Genomic DNA, 20669 nt, shown 5'->3' on the forward strand with positions numbered 1-20669 from the left:
GTCGGCGCCGCCGGCGACGTCGCCGGCCGGCACCCGCACTTCGAGATCCGGGCCACGCCGAACCACGGCCCGGACTTCGACCCGGTCGGCCACCTCCGCCGGGCACGGCGTCGCCGTCGGCTGACCACCGGCCGAGTCCGTCCCCCGGTGTGCCGTGCGGCCCTATTCCCGGATGGCAAATTATTTAAGAGTGTCACATCTCACCGTTCGTCAATCCCTCCTTACGGTCGCGTAGGTCACATCCGAAGGTGAATCATGGTCCGACGTGGCAGACGATTCGAAGAGTGACAACAGATCAGTGATCGGGTCGTACGTGGCGGTGGGGGACAGCTTCACCGAGGGCGTCGGCGACCCCGGGCCCGACGGGGCCTTCGTGGGCTGGGCCGACCGGTTCGCGGTCCTGCTCGCCGACCGGCGCCCCGAGGGCGACTTCGAGTACACCAATCTGGCGGTCCGCGGGAAGTTGCTCGACCAGATCATGCAGGACCAGCTCCCGCAGGCCGTCGAACTGGCCCCGGACCTGGTCTCCTTCTGCGCGGGCGGCAACGACATCATCCGCCCCGGCACCGACCCGGACGAGGTGGCCGAGCGCTTCGAGCGGGCCGTGGCCCGGCTGGCCGAGGTGGCCGGCACGGTCCTGGTGACGACCGGCTTCGACACTCGCGGCGTTCCCGTGCTCAAGCATCTGCGCGGCAAGATCGCCACGTACAACGGACACGTCCGCGCGATCGCCGACCGGTACGGCTGCCCCGTCCTCGACCTGTGGTCCCTGAAGTCCGTGCAGGACCGCAGGGCGTGGGACAACGACCGCCTCCACCTCTCTCCCGAGGGGCACACGCGCGTGGCGCTGCGCGCCGGCCAGGCCCTCGGTCTCGAGGTCCCGGCCGACCCGGAGCAGCCGTGGCCGCCGCTGCCACCCCGGGGCACCCTGGACATCCGCCGCGACGACGTCCACTGGGCCCGTGAGTACCTCGTCCCGTGGATCGGCCGCCGGTTGCGCGGCGAGTCCTCCGGCGACCACGTGACGGCCAAGGGCACGCTGTCCCCGGACGACATCAAGATGCGGATCGCCTCGGTGGCCTGACCCGCACAACCGTGCCCCGCACCGCGCGACTTGCGGCGCGGGACACGGCTGTCCCGGCACCTGGGCGGCACAGCGGCGCTTGTCGTGCGGCGGGGTCGGTGGGGGGCTCGGGGCGCGACGGCTGCCCGGCCGGCGCCGGTGCTGCCTGCTTTCCGCCCCGCCCCGGGAGGCAGGGGGGGCCTCGTCGGAGGCCATGCTCGGTGAGGCCGGCGGTGTCTGTCGCGGGGCGGCTCCGAGGGTGGGTCCTGTGGTGCGGAGCTGGTCCGCGGACGGCCAAGAAGCTGGTTGTGCCCTGGCCGGCCCCGGCCGGGTTCGCGCACCGCGGGCTGCCGATCAGGCTGTCGACGCCGGCCGAGTCACCGCAAGCGCCGGTGCGGACGGGCACATCCGCTGTACCACAGGCCTCCAGAGGTGCCCGGCGCCTTCCGGCCGCGTGCTTCCGCAGGCGGGCCCAGGCCCTGTCGCCGAACTCCCGCCTGCGCCGCGACGCCGTGCACCCACTCTCGTCGCCCGGGCCCGAGTACATCCACGTACGAGGGTCAGGGCCCGGCCTGCCGAGAGCATGCCCCCGACCCGGCGAGGGCCGCCCTGGCGGGCGGACGACGGGAGTGCGACGACAGGGCCTACCGCTCGGTCAACGCGCTCCGTTCCAGGCCAAGTTCCCGGGCGAGGGCGTCGTCGACCCACTCCTGGGCCCGCGTCCGCGGCACGGCTCCCGGGTACGACGTCAGCTGGACGGCCAGCCCGTCCAGCAGCGCGGTCAGCCGCAGCGCGGCGCCGGAAGGGTCGGCGCAGGTGAACTCGCCCGCCGCCACCCCCTCGGCGATGACCTCGGTGATCGCCGCCTTCCACTGTCTGTCCAGGTCCCGCGTGACCTCCCGCAGGGCGGGCTCGCGCAGGGCCACGGCCCAGCCCTCGATCCACAGCCGCCAGCCCTTGGCCTGCCCGGTCGGCGCGTACCAGCGCACCGCGGCCCGCAGCCGGCGCAGCGCGGACGTCCGCCGGCCCAGCAGCTTGCGCAGATGCGCGAGATCGTCCTGAGCCGCGTAGGTGAACGCCGCCGCGACCAGCTTCTCCTTCGTCGAGAAGTGGTACAGCACCAGCGCGTTGCTCACGCCGAGAGCCGCGGCCACGTCGGCGATCCTGACCGCCGCCACGCCCCGCGCCTCGATCTGCCCGATGGCGGCCCGCAGCAGCTCCTCCTGCCGCTCGGCCACGCTCAACCGCACTCTCGCCACGCGGTCACCCTACACAGCCGCCCCGACAGCTGCCGACGACCTCTTGACACCCCTGCGCGACCGGGGCCACAGTACCGCACTACTGACTGCTCGTTCAGTCAGTAAGTTCGTGCCGGCAAGCGGTCCGCCGCCACAGCTGGGCACAGTGCCACCGCCCCCCGCCGTCGTAGGAGTCAGCCCGCGCCCGTAGGAGTCCGCCCGTGACCCACGCCCAGACCACCTCCGCGCACGCACAAGGCCCGGACACGCCCGATCTCTCCGCCGGCTGGGGCGAGCAACGCACCCGGCTCCGCAAGGATCTGCGCCGGCTCGACGTGCTGTTCTTCCTCATCTGCACGCTCGTCGGACTGGACACCATCGGCTCGGTGGCCGCCCAGGGCCCGCAGGGCCTGACCTGGATGGCGATTCTCGCCCTCGCGTTCTTCCTGCCGTACGGCCTGCTCGTCGCCGAACTCGGCTCCGCCTTCCCGGTGCAGGGCGGCCCGTACGTGTGGACCCGGCTGGCCTTCGGGCGGCTCACGGCCGGGGTCAACCAGCTCCTGTACTGGATATCCAACCCGGTCTGGGTGGGCGGCAGCCTGTGCATCATCGCCCTAACGACCTGGGAGGAGTTCTTCACCCCGCTGCCCGGCGCCTGGAAGTACGTGGCCGGGTTCGTGTTCATCTGGGGCGGTGCGCTGGCCGTCGTCCAGTCGGTGCGGATCGGCAAGTGGGTGCCGATCGCCGGTGCCGTCGCCCGGATCGTGCTGCTGGGCTTCTTCCTCGTCTCGGTGGTCGTCTACGCCGTCCGCAACGGCGTCCACGACCTGCCCGCCGGCGGCTTCACCCCGACGTACGCCGGTTTCGTGGCGCTCGTACCCGTCCTGATCTTCAACTACGTCGGCTTCGAACTGCCCAGCTCCGCAGCCGAGGAGATGCGCAACCCGCGCCGGGACATCCCGCTGTCCATCCTCCGCTCGGGCCTCGCCGCGCTCGTGCTCTACGGCGGCCCGATCCTCGGCATCCTCTTCGTCCTGCCCGGCGAACGCATCGGCAGTCTGGGCGGGTTCATCGACGCCTGCAAGGCCGTCTTCACGGTCTACGGAGGCTCGGTCGCGGCGGACGGCACGGTCACCCTCACCGGCTTCGGCGCGGTGTGCGGCGGGATCGCGGCGGCCGGGCTCATCGTCGGACTGCTCACCTCCGGCGTCACCTGGGCCATGGGCGCCCACCGGGCCCAGGCCGTGGCGTGCGCGGACGGCGCGGGTCCAGCCTGGCTCGGCCACGTATCCGAGCGGTACGGCACCCCGGTCCGGGTGAACCTGCTCTCCGCCGTCCTCGCCTCCGCGCTGTTCGTGACGGCCCTCGGCCTCACCGGCGGCGACGGCGAGAAGTACTTCGCCGCCGGCCTGGGGCTGACCATCTCCACCACGTTCATCTCCTACGTCATCACCTTCCCGAGCCTCGCCGTCCTGCGCCGCAAGCACCCCGCCGTGCCCCGCCCCTACGCCGTGCCCGGCGGACTGCTCGGCGCCCGTCTGGTCAGCGGACTCGCCACCGTCTTCGTGGCCTTCACGGTGGTCGTCCTGGTCTGGCCGGGATTCGGCGTCGGCTGGTTCGGCACCGGCGGCAGCCCCGCGGACTCCCTCCCGCACTCCTTCGCCGGACAGCGCACCGCCTACACCCTCAGCCAGGTCGCGCCGCTGGTGTTCTTCGTGGTCATCGGGCTGGCCTTCTACGCGGCCGGGGCCCGAACGCGCAGGGAGAAGGGCTGACCGCCGGTCCGGGCCGCCCCATTTTCTGGACTTGCCAGTCCATTTTTTCCGCCGCACAGTGGCACTGCCCCGGCACCCCGGGGCCCCGTCCGGCCGGCGCGGCATGCGCCCCCGGCGTTCGGGTTCAGGCGGAACGACTGGCGACGGAGTGGACCATGTCGATGCGACTTGCGGGCAGGACCGCGCTGGTGACCGGCGCGACCAGCAACATCGGGCGGGCGATCGCGGAGGTCTTCGCGGCCGAGGGGGCGCACGTCGTCGTCTCGGGCCGCAGCGCCGAGCGGGGCAGGGAGGTGGTCGAGGGGATCCGCGCACGCGGCGGCCGCGCCGACTTCGTGCGGTCCGATCTGGACGGAAGCGCCGCCGCCTCGCGGGCGCTGGCCGAGGAGGCGACGCGGGTCCTCCACGGCCGTATCGACGTGCTCGTCAACAACGCCGGCATCTACCCCGGCGACACCACGGCGGCGACCGACGAGAAGACCTTCGACCAGGTCTACGCGGTGAATGTGAAGGCCCCGTTCTTCCTGACCGCGGCAGTCGCCCCGGCGATGGCGGAGGCAGGGGGCGGGGCGATCGTCAACCTGGGCTCCTGGGTCGCGCGCCTGGGCCTTCCGATCGGCGCGCTCTACAGCTCGACCAAGGGGGCCATGGAGACCCTGACCCGGGCCTGGGCGGCGGAGTTCGGGCCGCAGGGGGTTCGGGTGAACGCGATCTCCCCGGGCGTGGTGCTGACGCCCGTCCCGGGAGAGGCCCATCCCGCCGAGGCCATGGTGAAGGGCACGCCGGCGGGCCGGATGGGCACGCCCGACGCCATCGCGAACGCCGCGGTGTACCTGGCCGGCGACGAGTCCTCGTTCGTGCACGGCATCGTGCTCGACGGCGACGGCGGTCGCACCGGCGCCGCGGTCGTCGCCGGCTGACCGTGCGGGGCGCGAAGGGCGCCCCACGGCTCATGCCGGGGCGCGAAGGTCACCCCACGCCGTCGCCGGCGTGGCGCAGGTCGGCGATGCCCTGATCGAGAGCGGCGCGCAGATGGGCCGACCGGCCCGTCGACAGGAGGATCGACACACCCCCCTGGATCCCAGCCAGCAGGGCGGCGGCCCGCACGTCGACGTCGACGTCCGGCGGCAGTCCGCCGGAGGCCTGCAGCGCCCGGATGCCCGCCGCCAGGCTCTCCTGCCAGCGGTGCATCAGCTCGACCACGATCGCCCGCGCCCCAGGAGTCGACCGTCCGATCTGGAAGAACAGCGACCCCAGCGGACACTGGTCCCCCTGGGCTTCGTAGCGCCTGATCACGACGTCCCGCCACTGCTCCCAGGCCTCCCACGAGTCGAGGCGGCCCAGGTAGGGCTGTTGGTCGTCGAGGACCTGCTCCGCCTCGAACCGGGCCACCGCGAGGAGCAGTTCGTCCTTGCCGGCCGGGAAGTAGTGGAAGAGCTGGCTCTTGCTCGTGCCGGTCCGCGCCATGATGTCGTCCAGCGTCACCGAGGCGACTCCCCGCTCCCGCAGGACCGCCGAGGCCCCCTCGACGATCCGGCTCCGCGTCGCCCTCCCCTTCGCCGTCAGCTTCCCGCCCATGACCGCCCTCGACAATGGACTGATCGGTCCATTGTAGTCGGGTGACCTCTCACACGCCCCTGACGACCGCGTGCGCGTCCAGGGCGAGGGCGCCGCCCGGGTGCACCAGCAGCGGGTTGACCTCCAGCTCGGTGAACTCCGTGTGCGCGGCGGCCACGTCGGCGATCACGCACAGGGCGGTCGCGGCGGCCTCCAGGTCCACCGCCGGGGCGCCGCGCCAGCCGGTCAGCAGGGGTGCGTGGCGCAGCCCGAGGAGCAGCGCACGCGCGCGTGCCGGAGTGAGTGGGGCCAGGGCGAGCCCGGTGTCGGGGTGGAGTTCCGCGGTGAGCCCGCCGATGCCGGCCAGGGCGACGGGGCCGAACGCCGGGTCGTGCCGGACGCCGACGATCAGCTCGTGGGCGTGCGCCGGTGCCGCCATGGCCTCCACGGCATAGCGCGCGGCGCCGGTGGACGCGCGCATCCGGGCCAGGGCCGCGCGTACGGCGTCCGCGTCGGCGAGGGCCAGGGCGACCCCGCCGGCCTCCGTCTTGTGCGCGAGGCCCATCGCCTTGAGCACCACCGGGAAGCCGACGCGGCGCGCCACCGCCACCGCCTCCTCGGCGTCCGTCACGAACTCCGCCCGTGGAAAGGCCAGTCCACGGGTGGCCAGCAGGGCGCGGACGGTCTCGTAGCCGCCGTCCGCAGCGGGAGGCGCGGGGCGGGGCAGGGACGGCGGGTCGGCCGGTGCCGCGGCGGCGAGCCGTGCGGCACCGCTCAGGGCCGCGGCCGCCTGCTCGATGCGCTCGTAGACGGGCGTTCCGCGCTCGCGCAGCACGGCGAGGGCCGGGGTGTCACGGGCCATGGTGTGCACCAGGAGCGGGCGTCCGGTGCGGGCCGCGGCGTCGGCGAGCGCGCCGGCCACCGCGCACTCGTGGGCCGTCCGCTGCGGGTCGGCGCTCGCGTAGTCGCCGAAGTAACCGGTCAGGGCCACCACGTCGGCCTCCCCGCTGTCCAGCAGCGTCTGCGTCACGCGCGCGTAACTGCCGAGATCGGCCTCGCCCGCGCCCGCCAGGTCGACGGGGTTGCGGCAACCGGCACCGGGCGGCAGCGCCTCGGCCAGGCGGCGTGCGACGTCTGCGGACAGCTCCGGCACCGGCACCGCGCGCACCGCGAACGCGTCGGCGGCCAGGGCGCCTTGACCGCCGCTGTCGCCCACGACCGCGACGCGGGGAGCGGCCCCGTCCGTCGGCCATCCACGCGTGGCGAGCAGGCACAACGCGGTGTCGACGAGTTCGCCCGCCGACTCCAGCAGCAGTGCGCCGCTGTCGCGGCATACGGCTGCCACCGTGTCGTACGAGCTGACCAGGGCGCCCGTGTGCGAGGCGGCGGCGCCCGCGGCGGCTGGGCTGCGGCCGACGGTGAGCAGCAGCACCGGTTTGCCCGCCGCGTGCGCGGCCGCCAGCACCCCGGCCAGACGGCGGCCGTCGCGGAAGTCCTCCACGTAGGCGGCGAGGACCCGGGTGGGGGCATGACCGACGAGCGTCTCCAGGGCTTCCGCCGCGTCGATGTCCCGCTGGTTGCCGAGCGAGACGAACCGGGAGAAGCCCTGGCCCGCGCGGCCGAGCAGCCGCCCGATCTCCAGGGCGAGGTTTCCGCTCTGCGAGACCAGCCCCACCGCACCGGCCGGGAACTCGCCCCAGCTGAGCCGCAGTTCACTGCTCGTGTCGACCAGACCCATGCAGTTGGGTCCGAGCAGCCGGGCGCCACGGGCGGTCACCTCGCGGGCCAGGGCCCGCTCCTCGGCCGGTTCGCCACCGGACGTGATCACGGTGAAGCAGCGGGCGCCGGCCGCCAGCCCCTCCGTCACCACGGGCCGCACCTGCGCGGGCGGTACGGCCACCACGACGTGCTCGCAGGCCAGCCCGGCGAGCCCGGCCCGGAACGGCACGCCGTCCAGGCTGCCGCCGCGCCGGTTCACCAGGTGCACCTGCCGCCGCCCCCGCCCCGTCAGCGCCCCCTTGGCCAGCCAGTAGCCCCACTTCCCGGGCTGCGCGGAGGCGCCGACGACGGCGACCGAGGCGGGGTCGAAGAGTGCGTCCGGGGGCTGGTCCGGGCCGGTCACCGGTACCACCCGAACCGGTCCGCGATCACCGGCAGCCGGTCGGTCACCAGGGCGTGGGCGGCCGCGCGCGGGGTCGTCCCGTCGGCCTCCGCACGCGCGAGCATCAGCTCGATGAGGGCGCGCATCGAGCGCCGGACGTGGGCGAAGGCCTCCTCGGCAGCCGCGCCGACGTCGCCGAACAGGGTCCACCACCACCAGGCGTTCGTACCGGAGTTGACCACGACGTCCGGCAGCACGGTCACTCCGCGCGCCGCCAGCAGTTCCTCCGCCTCGGGCAGCACCGGCATGTTGGCCGCCTCGACGATCCAGCGGGCGCGGATCCGGCCCTGGTTGGTGGTGTCGACCGCGTACGACACGGCCGCCGGCACGAGCACCTCCGCGTCGGCGGACAGCCAGGCGTCGCCGGGCAGTTCGCGGTCGCCTTCCCGTAGCACGCGGCGGTCGACGGTGCCGTACCCGTCCCGCGCGGCCAGCAGCGCCTCGACATCCAGCCCCGCCGGGTTGGCGATCGTGCCCTTGATGTCGGCGACCGCCACCACCGTCAGCCCCGCGCGCGTGAGGAATCGTGCGGTGGCCCCGCCCATCGTGCCGAGGCCCTGCACGGCCACCCGGGTGCCCGGGTAGGGCACGCCCGCCCGGTCCAGCGCCGCCAGCACCGACTCGGCGACCCCGCAGCCGCCGGCCAGCTCGTCCAGGCCGATGCCGTCCACCTCGACCGCGAAGGCGTCCGCGAGCCGCTCACGGGCCGCCGCCTCGTCGTCCAGCAGCGGGTACACCGCCTGGATGGAGGAGACCAGCCCGGCCTCGGCGGCGGCGCGGTCGACCAGGTCCTGAGTGAGGCCGAGGTCCTCGCCGGTGGCCCAGAAACTCTCGATGTACGGCCGCATGGCGCGCAGATAGCGGACCAGCAGCCCGTACGCCCCCGGGTCCTGGGGATCGCAGTCGATGCCGCCCTTGGCGCCGCCGAGGGGCACGTAGCGGGCCTCGGGGTCGTAGTGCAGCGCCTCCTTCATCGTCATGCCGCGGGCGAGCCCCGCCACCTCCTCCAGGGTGCAGCCGGGGCGCATGCGCAGCCCGCCGCTGGCCACGCCGCGCACCAGCCGGTCCACGACGAGGAAGCCCTGGCGGCCGGTGACGTGGTCGGTCCAGACGAGCGACATCAGGGGGGCGGTCATGGGGTCTCCTCGGGGACGGTGATCAGGGTGGGGCCGGGCCGGTCGAGAGCCTCGGTCACGGCCCGCGCCAGTGCGGCCGGGTCGCACACGCGCGTGCCGTGTCCTCCATAGGCGCGGGCCAGGGCGGGCAGGTCGACCGGTGGCAGGTCCACCGCGGCCGGGACGTCGCCGCGGGCTCGCATCTCGTCGCGGATCTCGCCATAGCCGCCGTTGTCGAACACCACTATGGGCAAGGGGCGTTGGAGCTGCACGGCGGTCGCCAGTTCCTGCACGGTGAACTGCAGCCCGCCGTCGCCGCTGAGCGCGAGCACCTGCCGGTGCGGCGCGGCGACCTTGGCGCCCAGGGCGGCCGGGAGCGCGTAGCCGAGGGTGCCGAATCCGGTCGGGTGCAGAAAGCGGCCCTCCGGGCCGACGGGGAGATGGGGGAGGGCGCCGTAGTAGCAGCACTGGGCGCTGTCGGAGGTGATGACGGCGTCGGCCGCCAGCACCTCGCGGACCGCCCGCAGGTACGGGATCCAGCGGGCGTCCCGCGCGGCGGTCTCGGCGTCCCGCGCGGCGCGCAGGGCGGCGACCTCGTCGGCCACGCGCGCGTAGCCGGCCTCGGAACCTGCCGCTTCGGAGTGTGCGGCCCCGCGCGCGTGCCTGCCGTCGGGGACGACGTCCACGCGCGCGTGTGGCGCTCTCCGGGGTGTGCGCGGGTGTCGGTCGCCCGGCAGGTGCGCCAGGAGAGCCTCCAGGGCGAGCCGCGCGTCGCCCACGAGAGGCACGTCCACCGCGGCCCCCGCGTACATCTGGTCCGGATCGAGGTCGACGCGCAGGAGCGTGCCGTCCAGCGCCGGCGGGTCGGTCCAGAAGTCGGACCCGGACAGCTCGGTGCCGACGGCGAGGACGGCGTCGCGCGCGGCGAGCCACTTCCGCACGGCCGGGCTGTGCAGGGACACACCGAGCGACAGCGGATGGGTCTCCGCGACCGTGCCCTTGCCGGCCGCCGTGGTCACGACGGGCGCACCGAGACGCTCGGCGAGGGCGCGGCACTGCGCCCGCGCACCGGCGGCGCCGCCGCCGAGCACCAGCGCGGGGTGGCGGGCCTCGCAGAGGGCCGTGACGGCCCGCCGTACGGCTTCAGGGGCGGGGGCGGGCGGCGGGGTCGACGGGGCGCGCCGGACGGGCCCCAGCACCTGCGCGGCCGTCAGCAGGTCCAGCGGCACCTCGATGTGCGCGGGGCGCGGGCGCCGCGTCCGGAACAAGGTGAACGCCCGGGCCACGGCCGTGTCGATCTCGGCGACCGACGAGACCCGGTGACTGAACGCGGCGACCCCGCGCAGGGCCTCCGTCTGGCTGCGCATCTCGTGCAGCGCGCCCGTGGACAGCCGCGGATGGGCGAGCGGCATGCCCGGCGAGACGACCAGCAGCGGCACGCTGTCCGCGTAGGCCTCGCCGACGGCGGCCGCCGCGTTGAGCAGGGCGGGCCCGGTCGTGGTGAGGACGACACCCGGGCGGCCCGTCACGCGCGCGTACCCGTCGGCGGCGTACCCCGCTCCCTGTTCGTGACGTGGTGCCACATGGCCGATGCCGTAGGCCGGAAGGTGCCGGTAGACCTCCAGGTTGTGGGTGCCGGGGATGCCGAAGACCCGGGTCACGCCGTGCGCCCGCAGGGCCCGTACCAAAGCCTCCCCGCCGGTCAGGAGGCCGTCGGAGGCGCCCTGGGACGCCGGCCGGGCGGAGCCGTCCATCACAGGCTCCGCGCGATGACGAGCCGCATGATGTCGGAGGTGCCCTCCTCGATCTCCTCCAACTTGGCGTCCCGCATCCACTGCTCCACCGGGAACTCCCGCGAATAGCCCCAGCCGCCGAGCGTCTGCACGGCCGCCCAGGTGCAGTAGGCGGCCGTCTCGGACGCCGTCAGCTTGGCCATCGCGGCCTCCGCGGTCGCCTCCAGGCCGGCGTCGAGGCGCCGGGCCGCCCGCCAGGTCATCAGCCGGGCCTGCTCCACGCGCGTGCGCATGTCGGCGAGGCGGAAGGCGACCGCCTGGTGCTCGATGATCGGCTTGCCGAACTGCCGTCGCTCACGGGCGTAGTCACGCGCGTACTCGTACGCAGCCCGGGCCACGCCCGTCGCCGCCGCGCCCAGGACCGTACGCGAGATGTCGAAGGTCCGCATCAGTCCGACGAAGCCCTCGCCCTCGGCGCCGAGCCGGTGCCGCTCGGGCACGAACGCGTCCTCGAGGAAGATCTCCCGGCAGACGATCGCCCGCTGGCCCATCTTGCGCATGGGCTCGCCGAAGGTCATGCCCTCGGTGCCCTTGCGGAGCAGGAACGCGCTCACCCCGCGCGAGCGCCTGGCGGGGTCGGTCTTGGCGAACACGACGTAGCTCTCGGCCTCGCCCGCGTTGGAGATCCACGCCTTCTGCCCGCGCAGCCGGTAGCCGCCCGCCGCGCGGTGCGCGGTGGTGACGATCGACGCGGCGTCGGAGCCGGCGCCGGGCTCGGTCGTCGCCAGCGCCGTCATCGGGGCGTCGGGGCCGGTGAGCGGCGTGAGCCACTCCCGCTTCTGGTCCTCGGTGCCGAGTTCGAGGACGGGATCGGCGAAGAAGCCGTTGGAGCACAAAAGATTGCCGATACCGAGGTCGCCCACGCACAGCTCCTCCTGGACGAGGCACTGGGTGAAGACGTCCGTGAAGCCGCCCCCGCCGTACTCCTCCGGCAGCATGAAGCCGGCGATGCCGACCGCGGCCGCCTTCCGCCACAGGTCCCAGGGTGTCTCCACGTCGGCCTCGTCCACGGCACGCGCGCGTGGCCGTATCTCCTCGCGCGCGAAGGCGCGCGCGAGATCGACGACGTCGCGCTGCTCGGGGCGGAGCGGGACCAGCTCGGTGGGGAGGTCGGACATGGTGCCTCCAAGGCGGCCGCGGACGGGGGTCGGCGAAGGGAGCCGGGCAGTTCGTGCACTGAGCTTTACTGAATCGTGAGTCAGTATCCGGAGCGGGTTGGCACCCTGTCAACGTGCTGAACGGAGGTTCAGTAGACAGCGCGGGGACCGCAGCGGCACCCCGGTGGTCCCGGGCTGTCCGAGGGGCCGACCATAATGGGGAGCCTCACCCACTTCACCGGGAGGTACCGTGACCGGACTGCGTTCCTCGAGCTCCGGGCTCCGTGCGCTGCGGCCTGCGGCCTTCGGCGCCGATCCGGGCGGTGAGCGCCTGGCACGCATCCGCCGCTCCCCCCACTTCAAGGACGGCGTCTTCCAGAATCCGGGCGGTACGGCGCGCACCCGGCCGTCCGGCTCCATGCTGGACCTCGCGAAGGTGTTCCTGGACAAGGACACCCGGCCCCTGCGCGCCCCGAAGGGCACCGTCCCGGTGCATCCCACGACCTTCGCCGACCTGGCCAAGCCTCCCGCAACCGGGCTGCGGCTGACCTGGATGGGTCACTCCAGCGTCCTCGCGGAGATCGACGGCCACCGGGTCCTGTTCGATCCCGTCTGGGGCGAGCGCTGCTCCCCGTTCCCCTTCGCCGGGCCCAAGCGGCTGCACCCCGTGCCGCTGCCGCTCACCGCGCTCGGCGAGGTCGACGTGGTCGTCATCTCGCACGACCACTACGACCACCTCGACCTGCCCACCATCAAGGCGCTGGCCGGCACCGACACCGTGTTCGCCGTGCCGCTCGGCGTCGGCGCCCACCTGGAGCACTGGGGAGTCTCCCCGGACCGGCTGCGCGAGCTGGACTGGCACGAGTCCACCAGGGTCGCCGGACTCACCCTCACCGCCACCCCGGCCCGCCACTTCTGCGGCCGCGGCCTGCGCAACACCCAGCACACCCTCTGGGCGTCCTGGGTCGTGGCGGGCGAGGAGCACCGGATCTACCACAGCGGTGACACGGGCTACTTCGACGGTTTCGAGGACATCGGCGCGGCCCACGGCCCGTTCGACGCCACGATGATCCAGATCGGCGCCTACAGCGAGTTCTGGCCCGACATCCACATGACTCCCGGGGAGGGCCTGCGCGCCCACCTCGACCTGCAGGGCGGCGCCCCGCACGGCGCGCTGCTGCCGATCCACTGGGGCACCTTCAACCTCGCCCCGCACCCCTGGGCCGAGCCGGGCGAATGGACCAAGGAGGCGGCCGAGGAGGCGGGCCAGGCGGTCGCCCTGCCGCGCCCCGGCGAGCCCTTCGAGCCCGCGGGCAAGCTTCCCGCGGAGGCGTGGTGGCGCGGCGTGGCGGGCGAGGTCCGGCGCACGTGGCGCTCGGTGGGAGCGTTCGTCGCCGAGCCGCCCGCCCGCGGCTGACCGCGCACCGGCTCCCTGGCTGACGCAAGGCCCCACAAGCCGTATGGCACGTCCGTACGGGCATCGCGAAGGGCGGGATCCTCGGGTTCACCGTGGAGTGGGTCACCCGATCTCACCCGGCGTCGACGGAGACGGAGAGCATCGTCCCGGCCGTCGGCGCCGGGCTGGTGCCGTTCTGCCGCGCAACCTCGGGTCAGGGCCAAAGCGCATACTCTGCGTGACAATTCGACCGGCGGGGCTCTTCGGTGAGCGCGATGACGACGTCCGTGATGCCCGAATTGTCGATGTCCATCCGTGCTCGATCCTGAACGGATCCCATCGATCCCTTTCGGGTTCAACTCCCTTGTCCGGCCGGGTAATCGGTCTTTCGTACGAAGCCTCATACCAGAGCGGGACGCTCCTCGGGTGACTTTGTCAACTGCCCACCGCACATGATGCTCCGGCAACTACTGTGAGTGCCCGTCGCGCCGCGAGGCCGGGCTCTCCGGTTCCGTCGCCGACACCGCGATGACGCATGCCCGCCTCGCGCCCCGCGCGCGGACAGGCCCGAGGGATCAGTACGAGGACGCAGATGTCTCACCTCCGAGCACCGGCCACCCGAGCCGACCGCCGGGAGGGCGGCCGGCACGGGCGACCGGTCGCCCGTCCCGCTCCCGCACTGCCCGAGACGCACATACGGCCCCAGCTCATGCGGCTCGCCGTGCTGCCGCCTCTCGCGGTCGCGCTCAGCGCCACCGCGGCGGTCCTGTTCAGCATCCGCTCCACCGGCGCCCGCACCGGCCCCACGCTCTGGGCCGTACTCGCCGGAGCGGTCGCCGTGACCGTCGCCGGCGTCCTCATCGCCGCCGTGGCCGCCGACCGGGCCGCCCGTTCGGTCTCCGACCGCGTGGACGCGCTGCGCCGCGCCGCCGCGCGCGGCGAGGCCGACCTGCACGCCCTGGTCGACGCGCTGCGCCAGGGTGAGGCCCCGCCGCACCGCACGTCGCGCCGCAGGCCGCCCGAGGACGCCGACGACTTCGAACTGCTCGCCGCCGACCTCGCCCGCGCGCACGACGGCGCCGTCACCGCCGTCGTACGCGCCGCCCAGCTCTCCAGCCAGGCGGGCAGCGAGCAGAAGCTGGAGGTCTTCGTCAACCTCGCGCGCCGGCTCCAGTCGCTCGTGCACCGGGAGATCTCGATCCTCGACGACCTTGAGAACGAGATCGAGGACCCCGACCTGCTCAAGGGCCTGTTCCACGTGGACCACCTGGCCACCCGCATCCGGCGGCACGCCGAGAACCTCGCCGTCCTCGGCGGCGCCGTCTCCCGGCGGCAGTGGAGCAACCCGGTCAGCATGACCGAGGTGCTGCGTTCGGCCATCGCCGAGGTCGAGCAGTACTCCCGGGTCAAACTGGTCCCGCCGATCGACGGGGAACTGCGCGGCCACGCGGTCGCCGACGTCATCCATCTGCTGGCCGAACTCATCGAGAACGCCTCGGTGTTCTCGGCCCCGCACACCCAGGTGCTGCTGCGCGCCACCCTGGTCACCTCGGGACTGGCCGTGGAGGTCGAGGACCGCGGGCTCGGGATGCCCGTCGGGGAACAGAACCGGATGAACGCCGTGCTCGCCGACCCCGACCAGGTGAACGTCGCCAGTCTGCTGGCCGACGGCCGCATCGGCCTCTACGTCGTCTCCCAGCTCGCCCGGCGGCACGGCATCCACGTGCGCCTGCAGACCAACATCTACGGCGGTGTGCAGGCCGTACTCGTCGTCCCCCAGGCGCTGTTGGGTACGGCGCCCGGCACGGTCGCCGCTGGTCTGCCCCAGCCGCAGGAACCGGTGGACACCGGCGCCTCGCCGCAGGTGCGGCAGCCCGGGCAGGGGTACGGGCACGGGCTCGCCCAGGGACACGGGGCGGGGCAGGCACGGGGTCACGTGCCCGCACCCGCACTCGCCCCCGACGTCCGGTCCGGGGGAACGAGCCCCGTCCACGGCGGTGCCGGGCAGGGCGCCGGGGTCCCGTCCGGAGCGGGAGCCGAGGCCGGGGGAGCGGCCGGGGACGCCTCGCACGGCGAGGACTCCGGGAGCGAGGCCGGCTCGGGTGCCGGGCAGGCCCCGGTGACCGGACGGCGGCGGCACGCCCAGCGTGGGCGGCGCGGCGCCGAGGGCGGGACCGGACGGCGTGGCCCGGAGAACGGTGACGGCGGACGGGACGCCGACGCCCCCACACCGCTCCCCGTGCGCGGCGCCGGGCAGGACCGGCCCAACCCCGCCGAGGCCGTACCCGGCATCGGGGCCGCGGACCGGGCGGCGGTCGAGGCGCACTCCGGCGTCCTGCCGACACCCCGCGCCGGCACCGTGCGCGGCACCATGGCCAAGCCGCAACTGCCCCGCCGCCGGGCCCAGGAGCACATCGTCCCCCAGCTCCGCGGTGGCCCCGCACCCCGCCAGGACGCCGACACCGTCCCCGGCCACGATCCGGGGCTGATGGCGGCCTTCCAGCGCGGTATCGGACTCGCCGAGGCGCAGCAGCACATGGAGAGTCAGGAGCCCGCACACAGGAACGCCGGCCACCTGGACTCCGTACACATGGGCCCAGTCCCCTTGGAGCCGGTCTCCATGGAGCCGGTCCCCATGGAGCCGGTCCCCATGGAGTCCGTGCACATGGAATCCACGACTCATCTGTCGGGTCATCACATTCCCTCCGGCGTAACGGAGTCCTCCGAGCCGGAACGTAGGCGACCCCAGCCTCCGGGCCCAGCACACAGGACCGCGGACCACGCGGGTCCGGACCACATGGCCCCGACCCCCATACGCCAGGGGCGCGCCCACGCGCCCGCATCCGACGGTGCCCAGGGCGCCGGCCGGTCCGACGGGAGCGCCCCGGCCGGCTGACCGCCCGCACCGTACGACCCCCACCACCGAACACCCACCCCCAGCCCCAGCGCTCCCGCAGACACCCAAGGAGTCGATCCACCATGGCGAGCGATGCGCCGACCGCCCACGCATCCGACCTCGACTGGCTGCTGAGCGGCCTCGTGCAGCGCGTACCGCACACCACCAGCGCGGTGCTCCTGTCCTGCGACGGGCTGGTGAAGTCCGTGCACGGCCTCGACATCGACAGCGCCGACCACATGGCGGCCCTGGCCTCCGGCCTGTACTCCCTCGGCCGCAGTGCGGGAGTCCGGTTCGGCGACGGCGGGGACGTACGCCAGGTCGTCGTCGAGCTCGACTCGACCCTGCTGTTCGTCACCACCGCCGGATCCGGCACCTGTCTCGCGGTGCTCGCGGGACGCGAGGCCGACGCGGCCGTCCTGGGCTACGAGATGGCCATGCTCGTCAAGAGCGTCCGGCCCTATCTGGTGACGGCACCCCGGCAGCACCCTGTCGACTCCACGGCGACGAGGCCTTGAGCGTGGCCGCAGCCGGCGACGGGCCCTGGCTGGACGACGCGGCCGGGCGGCTGGTGCGCCCCTTCACGGTCAGCAACGGACGCACCGAGCCCAGCATCGCGCTGGACCTGATGTCGCAGGTGATGGCCACCGGCGTCACCCCGCTCGGTTACCTCGGCCCCGAGCACGCCCAGGCGCTCGACCTGAGCCGGGCACCCGTGTCGGTCGCCGAGGTCGCCGCGCATCTGAAACTGCCCGCGGTCGTCACCAAGGTGCTGCTCTCGGACCTCGTCGACTGCGGGGCCCTGACCACCAAGCCCCCCGCCTTCCACCACACACCTACCGACCGGTCTCTGCTGGAGGCAGTGCTCGATGGACTACGACGACAGCTCTGACCCGTTCCCGACCGCGCTGAAGATCCTGGTGGCGGGCGGGTTCGGGGTCGGCAAGACGACCTTCGTGGGCGCGGTCAGCGAGATCGCGCCGCTCAGCACGGAGGAGCTGCTCACCACGGTCAGCGTCGGCACCGACAGTCTCGACGGCGTGGAGAACAAGATGGAGACGACGGTCGCCATGGACTTCGGCCGGATCACCCTCGATCAGGACCACGTGCTGTACCTGTTCGGCACACCGGGGCAGGAGCGGTTCTGGTTCATGTGGGACGAGCTGTCCGAGGGTGCGCTCGGCGCGGTGATCCTCGCCGACACCCGCCGACTGCAGGACTGCTTCGCGGCGGTCGACTTCTTCGAGGAACGCGGACTCGGATTCATCATCGCCGTCAACGAGTTCGACGGCTCCCACCGTTACGACCCCGAGGAGGTGCGGGCCGCCATCGACCTCGACCCACAGATCCCCATCGTCCGCTGCGACGCCCGGATCTCCAGCTCCGGCGTGCAGACCCTGCTCACCCTCGTACGACACCTCCTCGCCCACGCCCCGGCGCACGCGCCGAGCCATGGCGCCCACATGTGAACCCGCCCAACCGCCCACGGAGCCGCCATATGAGGTACGCCCACAGCGCTGGAGCCCGGCCATGACCTACGAGCCGCCCCGTCCGGTCCGGGGTCTGCTGCTCACCCCCGAGGACAAGGAGGCACCCGCCCGCGTCCACCGCCTGCGCCTGCTCGGCCTGGTGGACCGTCCCGACCCGGCGCTGGACACCTTCGCGGACCACCTCGCCCGGTTCACCGGCGCGCCCCACGCCATGGTCAACTTCGTCGGAGAGGACCACCAGTTCTTCGCGGGCCTGAGCGTCCCCGCCGCCGCGCCCTTCCTGCGGGAGGACGGCACCGCACCGGAGTTCGGCCGGATCCTGCCGCGCGACCACGGGTTCTGCCCCCATGTGGTGGTCCGCCGCAAGGCCCTGGTCCTGGAGGACGTCCGCGACTATCCGCGGTTCGCCGGGAACCCCGTCGTGGACGAGTACGGCATCCGCTCCTATCTCGGCGCCCCGCTCATCGACAGCTCCGGCATGGCGCTCGGCACCGTCTGCGCCGCCGACACCGAGCCCCGGGCCTGGGGCAGATCCGGCCTGGAGACCATCAAGGCGCTGGCCGCCGATCTCGTCGTACGCCTCGAACGGAGCGCCGAGGACGGCCTGCCGCTGTGACGGGCTACGGCGCGCCTTCGCTTCCCGCACCTGCGGCGTGAAGGAAAGCTGAGGCGGCGGTTAAGAAAAGCTCGATGGACCAGCGGCCCGCGCATACGGCAGATTGCAGGGTGATTCCACCCCTCTGACCCGGTGCGGGCTCATTCGGCATGCCCGCGGTCCGGGACCTCACCCACAGGAGCCGCACGCGTGAAGGCGCTGGTCAAGGAGAAGGCGGAGCCGGGACTCTGGCTGACGGACGTCCCGGAGCCCGAGATCGGCCCCGGAGACGTACTGATCAAGGTCATGCGGACCGGTATCTGCGGCACCGACCTGCACATCCGTGCCTGGGACGGCTGGGCGCAGCAGGCGATCCGCACCCCGCTCGTGGTCGGGCACGAGTTCGTCGGGCAGGTCGTCGAGACCGGCCGGGACGTGACGGACATCCGCATAGGGGACCGGGTCAGCGGCGAGGGCCACCTGGTGTGCGGCAAGTGCCGCAACTGCCTGGCCGGACGCCGCCACCTGTGCCGTGCCACCGTCGGCCTCGGCGTCGGCCGCGACGGCGCCTTCGCCGAGTACGTCGCCCTGCCCGCGAGCAACGTGTGGGTGCACCGCGTCCCCGTCGACCTCGACGTGGCCGCGATCTTCGACCCGTTCGGCAACGCCGTGCACACCGCGCTCTCCTTCCCGCTGGTCGGCGAGGACGTGCTGATCACCGGCGCCGGCCCGATCGGCCTGATGGCGGCCGCCGTCGCCCGGCACGCCGGCGCCCGCAACGTCGTCATCACCGACGTCAGCGAGGAGCGCCTGGAGCTGGCCCGCAAGATAGGGGTGAGCCTCGCCCTGAACGTCGCCGAGACCACCATCGCCGACGGCCAGCGCGAGCTGGGTCTGCGCGAGGGCTTCGACATCGGCCTGGAGATGTCCGGCCGCGCCGAGGCCATGCGGGACATGATCGCCAACATGACGCACGGCGGCCGGATCGCCATGCTCGGCCTGCCCGCGCAGGAGTTCCCGGTCGACTGGGCCCGGATCGTCACCTCGATGATCACCGTCAAGGGCATCTACGGCCGCGAGATGTTCGAGACCTGGTACGCGATGTCGGTGCTGCTGGAGGGCGGCCTGGACCTCGCCCCCGTGATCACCGGCCGGTACGGCTACCGCGACTTCGAGGCCGCGTTCGCGGATGCCGCCAGCGGCAAGGGTGGCAAGGTCATCCTCGACTGGACCGCGTAACTCCCCTCACCCGCAAGCACCTTCAGGAGAGCACCCCCATGTTCGACACCGTCCGCGACGACCTGCGCGCCACCCTCGACGAGATCCGCGCCGCCGGACTGCACAAGCCCGAGCGGGTCATCGGCACCCCCCAGTCCGCGACCGTCGGCGTCACCGCCGGCGGCCGCCCCGGCGAGGTCCTCAACTTCTGCGCCAACAACTACCTCGGCCTCGCCGACCACCCCGAGGTGATCGCCGCCGCCCACGAGGCCCTGGACCGCTGGGGCTACGGCATGGCCTCCGTCCGGTTCATCTGCGGCACCCAGGAGGTGCACAAGGAGCTGGAGGCCCGGCTGTCCGCGTTCCTCGGCCAGGAGGACACGATCCTGTACTCCTCCTGCTTCGACGCCAACGGCGGGGTCTTCGAGACGCTGCTCGGCGAGGAGGACGCGGTCATCTCCGACGCCCTCAACCACGCCTCCATCATCGACGGCATCCGTCTGTCCAAGGCCCGCCGTTTCCGCTACGCCAACCGCGACCTCGCCGACCTGGAGGCCAAGCTCAAGGAGGCGTCCGACGCGCGGCGTCGGCTGATCGTCACCGACGGCGTCTTCTCCATGGACGGCTACGTGGCCCCGCTGCGCGAGATCTGCGACCTCGCCGACCGCTACGACGCGATGGTCATGGTCGACGACTCGCACGCCGTCGGCTTCGTCGGCCCCACCGGTCGCGGCACCCCCGAGCTGCACGGCGTGACGGACCGCGTCGACATCATCACCGGCACCCTCGGCAAGGCCCTCGGCGGCGCCTCCGGCGGCTACGTCGCCGCCCGCGCCGAGATCGTCGCCCTGCTGCGCCAGCGCTCCCGGCCGTACCTGTTCTCCAACACCCTGGCCCCGGTGATCGCCGCCGCCTCCCTTAAGGTCCTCGACCTGCTGGAGTCCGCCGACGACCTGCGCGTCCGGCTGGGCGAGAACACGGCGCTGTTCCGCCGCCGGATGAGCGAGGAGGGCTTCGACATCCTCCCCGGCGACCACGCCATCGCACCCGTCATGATCGGCGACGCGGCCGAGGCGGGCCGCATGGCCGAGCTGCTGCTGGAGCGCGGTGTGTACGTGATCGGCTTCTCCTACCCGGTCGTCCCGCAGGGCCAGGCCCGCATCCGCGTCCAGCTGTCCGCGGCGCACTCCACGGACGACGTCAACCGCGCGGTCGACGCGTTCGTCGCGGCGCGCGCCGAGCTGGGGGCCTGACCAGGGGGGATCCCCTGGGATA

At 73.4% G+C, this 20669-nt stretch carries 17 protein-coding genes and 1 pseudogene; 12 read left to right on the plus strand and 6 right to left on the minus strand.

Annotated features, from left to right (window positions below; translation table 11 throughout):
- Positions 1-3 precede the first annotated feature (3 nt).
- Positions 4-124: pseudogene (locus tag AB0L59_RS32645) on the plus strand (peptidase); the annotation flags it as partial.
- A gap of 174 nt (positions 125-298) precedes the next feature.
- Complete coding sequence (locus AB0L59_RS32650) at positions 299-1084, plus strand: SGNH/GDSL hydrolase family protein (protein WP_365590284.1); 786 nt, start codon at positions 299-301, stop codon at positions 1082-1084.
- A gap of 623 nt (positions 1085-1707) precedes the next feature.
- Here the strand turns inward: AB0L59_RS32650 and AB0L59_RS32655 are convergent.
- A complete protein-coding gene (locus tag AB0L59_RS32655) occupies positions 1708-2322 on the minus strand; it encodes a TetR/AcrR family transcriptional regulator (protein ID WP_365590252.1) in 615 nt (204 codons plus the stop codon).
- Between the two features lie 200 nt (positions 2323-2522).
- Here AB0L59_RS32655 and AB0L59_RS32660 point away from each other — a divergent pair, with 200 nt between their 5' ends.
- Together AB0L59_RS32660 and AB0L59_RS32665 are read left to right on the plus strand one after the other, a co-directional pair.
- Positions 2523-4076, plus strand: a complete 1554-nt coding sequence (locus AB0L59_RS32660; RefSeq protein WP_365590253.1) for an APC family permease — start codon at positions 2523-2525, stop codon at positions 4074-4076.
- Positions 4077-4231: 155 nt separating this feature from the next.
- Entirely contained in the window at positions 4232-4996 is a 765-nt protein-coding gene (locus tag AB0L59_RS32665; RefSeq protein WP_365590254.1) for a glucose 1-dehydrogenase, read from the plus strand.
- 49 nt (positions 4997-5045) lie between these two features.
- On the opposite strand, the gene AB0L59_RS32670 is transcribed toward AB0L59_RS32665, so the two are convergent.
- Genes AB0L59_RS32670 through AB0L59_RS32690 form a run of 5 tightly spaced genes read right to left on the minus strand, consistent with a single transcriptional unit; the run spans position 5046 to position 11820 of the window.
- Complete coding sequence (locus AB0L59_RS32670; protein ID WP_365590255.1) at positions 5046-5654, minus strand: TetR/AcrR family transcriptional regulator; 609 nt, start codon at positions 5652-5654, stop codon at positions 5046-5048.
- A gap of 49 nt (positions 5655-5703) precedes the next feature.
- Positions 5704-7755 carry an acetate--CoA ligase family protein gene (locus tag AB0L59_RS32675; RefSeq protein ID WP_365590256.1) on the minus strand — a complete coding sequence of 684 codons (2052 nt, stop codon included), beginning with the start codon at positions 7753-7755 and terminating at the stop codon, positions 5704-5706.
- A complete protein-coding gene (locus AB0L59_RS32680) occupies positions 7752-8930 on the minus strand; it encodes a Glu/Leu/Phe/Val dehydrogenase dimerization domain-containing protein (RefSeq protein ID WP_365590257.1) in 1179 nt (392 codons plus the stop codon). The genes AB0L59_RS32675 and AB0L59_RS32680 overlap by 4 nt, the downstream gene beginning before the upstream one ends.
- A complete protein-coding gene (locus tag AB0L59_RS32685) occupies positions 8927-10663 on the minus strand; it encodes a thiamine pyrophosphate-dependent enzyme (RefSeq protein ID WP_365590258.1) in 1737 nt (578 codons plus the stop codon). The genes AB0L59_RS32680 and AB0L59_RS32685 overlap by 4 nt, the downstream gene beginning before the upstream one ends.
- Positions 10663-11820, minus strand: a complete 1158-nt coding sequence (locus AB0L59_RS32690) for an acyl-CoA dehydrogenase family protein (protein ID WP_365590259.1) — start codon at positions 11818-11820, stop codon at positions 10663-10665. Before AB0L59_RS32690 ends, AB0L59_RS32685 begins: the two co-directional genes overlap by 1 nt.
- A gap of 229 nt (positions 11821-12049) precedes the next feature.
- Here AB0L59_RS32690 and AB0L59_RS32695 point away from each other — a divergent pair, with 229 nt between their 5' ends.
- The 8 genes from AB0L59_RS32695 (at position 12050) to AB0L59_RS32730 (ending at position 20647) form a co-directional block, all read left to right on the plus strand.
- Positions 12050-13216, plus strand: a complete 1167-nt coding sequence (locus tag AB0L59_RS32695) for an MBL fold metallo-hydrolase (RefSeq protein WP_365590260.1) — start codon at positions 12050-12052, stop codon at positions 13214-13216.
- Between the two features lie 571 nt (positions 13217-13787).
- Positions 13788-16091, plus strand: coding sequence for an ATP-binding protein (locus AB0L59_RS32700; RefSeq protein ID WP_365590261.1), 2304 nt, complete (start codon positions 13788-13790; stop codon positions 16089-16091).
- 83 nt (positions 16092-16174) lie between these two features.
- Positions 16175-16609, plus strand: a complete 435-nt coding sequence (locus tag AB0L59_RS32705) for a roadblock/LC7 domain-containing protein (RefSeq protein ID WP_362121294.1) — start codon at positions 16175-16177, stop codon at positions 16607-16609.
- Between the two features lie 2 nt (positions 16610-16611).
- Positions 16612-16983 (plus strand): DUF742 domain-containing protein, encoded by a 372-nt coding sequence (locus AB0L59_RS32710; RefSeq protein ID WP_228619280.1) that lies wholly within the window; start codon positions 16612-16614, stop codon positions 16981-16983.
- Entirely contained in the window at positions 16961-17560 is a 600-nt protein-coding gene (locus tag AB0L59_RS32715) for an ATP/GTP-binding protein (protein WP_365590262.1), read from the plus strand. Before AB0L59_RS32710 ends, AB0L59_RS32715 begins: the two co-directional genes overlap by 23 nt.
- Positions 17561-17621: 61 nt before the next feature.
- Complete coding sequence (locus AB0L59_RS32720) at positions 17622-18197, plus strand: GAF domain-containing protein (RefSeq protein ID WP_365590263.1); 576 nt, start codon at positions 17622-17624, stop codon at positions 18195-18197.
- A 189-nt stretch (positions 18198-18386) separates the two neighbouring features.
- On the plus strand, positions 18387-19415 hold the full coding sequence (gene tdh / locus AB0L59_RS32725) for an L-threonine 3-dehydrogenase (protein ID WP_365590264.1): 1029 nt from the start codon (positions 18387-18389) through the stop codon (positions 19413-19415).
- Between the two features lie 38 nt (positions 19416-19453).
- The gene (locus tag AB0L59_RS32730) at positions 19454-20647 is read left to right on the plus strand and encodes a glycine C-acetyltransferase (protein ID WP_365590265.1); all 1194 of its coding nucleotides are present in this window, start codon (positions 19454-19456) and stop codon (positions 20645-20647) included.
- The last annotated feature ends 22 nt before the right edge of the window (positions 20648-20669 follow it).

Origin of the sequence: Streptomyces sp. NPDC052109, assembly GCF_040680195.1 — a bacterium.
GTDB lineage: Bacteria > Actinomycetota > Actinomycetes > Streptomycetales > Streptomycetaceae > Streptomyces.

Coding starts and splice junctions, on each gene's coding strand:
- AB0L59_RS32665 (WP_365590254.1), top strand. CDS start 4,232: ATGTCGATGCGACTTGCGGGCAGGACCGCGCTGGTGACCGGCGCGACC.
- AB0L59_RS32670 (WP_365590255.1), bottom strand. CDS start 5,654: ATGGGCGGGAAGCTGACGGCGAAGGGGAGGGCGACGCGGAGCCGGATC.
- AB0L59_RS32680 (WP_365590257.1), bottom strand. CDS start 8,930: ATGACCGCCCCCCTGATGTCGCTCGTCTGGACCGACCACGTCACCGGC.
- AB0L59_RS32685 (WP_365590258.1), bottom strand. CDS start 10,663: ATGGACGGCTCCGCCCGGCCGGCGTCCCAGGGCGCCTCCGACGGCCTC.
- AB0L59_RS32690 (WP_365590259.1), bottom strand. CDS start 11,820: ATGTCCGACCTCCCCACCGAGCTGGTCCCGCTCCGCCCCGAGCAGCGC.
- AB0L59_RS32700 (WP_365590261.1), top strand. CDS start 13,788: ATGTCTCACCTCCGAGCACCGGCCACCCGAGCCGACCGCCGGGAGGGC.
- AB0L59_RS32705 (WP_362121294.1), top strand. CDS start 16,175: ATGGCGAGCGATGCGCCGACCGCCCACGCATCCGACCTCGACTGGCTG.
- AB0L59_RS32715 (WP_365590262.1), top strand. CDS start 16,961: ATGGACTACGACGACAGCTCTGACCCGTTCCCGACCGCGCTGAAGATC.
- AB0L59_RS32720 (WP_365590263.1), top strand. CDS start 17,622: ATGACCTACGAGCCGCCCCGTCCGGTCCGGGGTCTGCTGCTCACCCCC.
- AB0L59_RS32730 (WP_365590265.1), top strand. CDS start 19,454: ATGTTCGACACCGTCCGCGACGACCTGCGCGCCACCCTCGACGAGATC.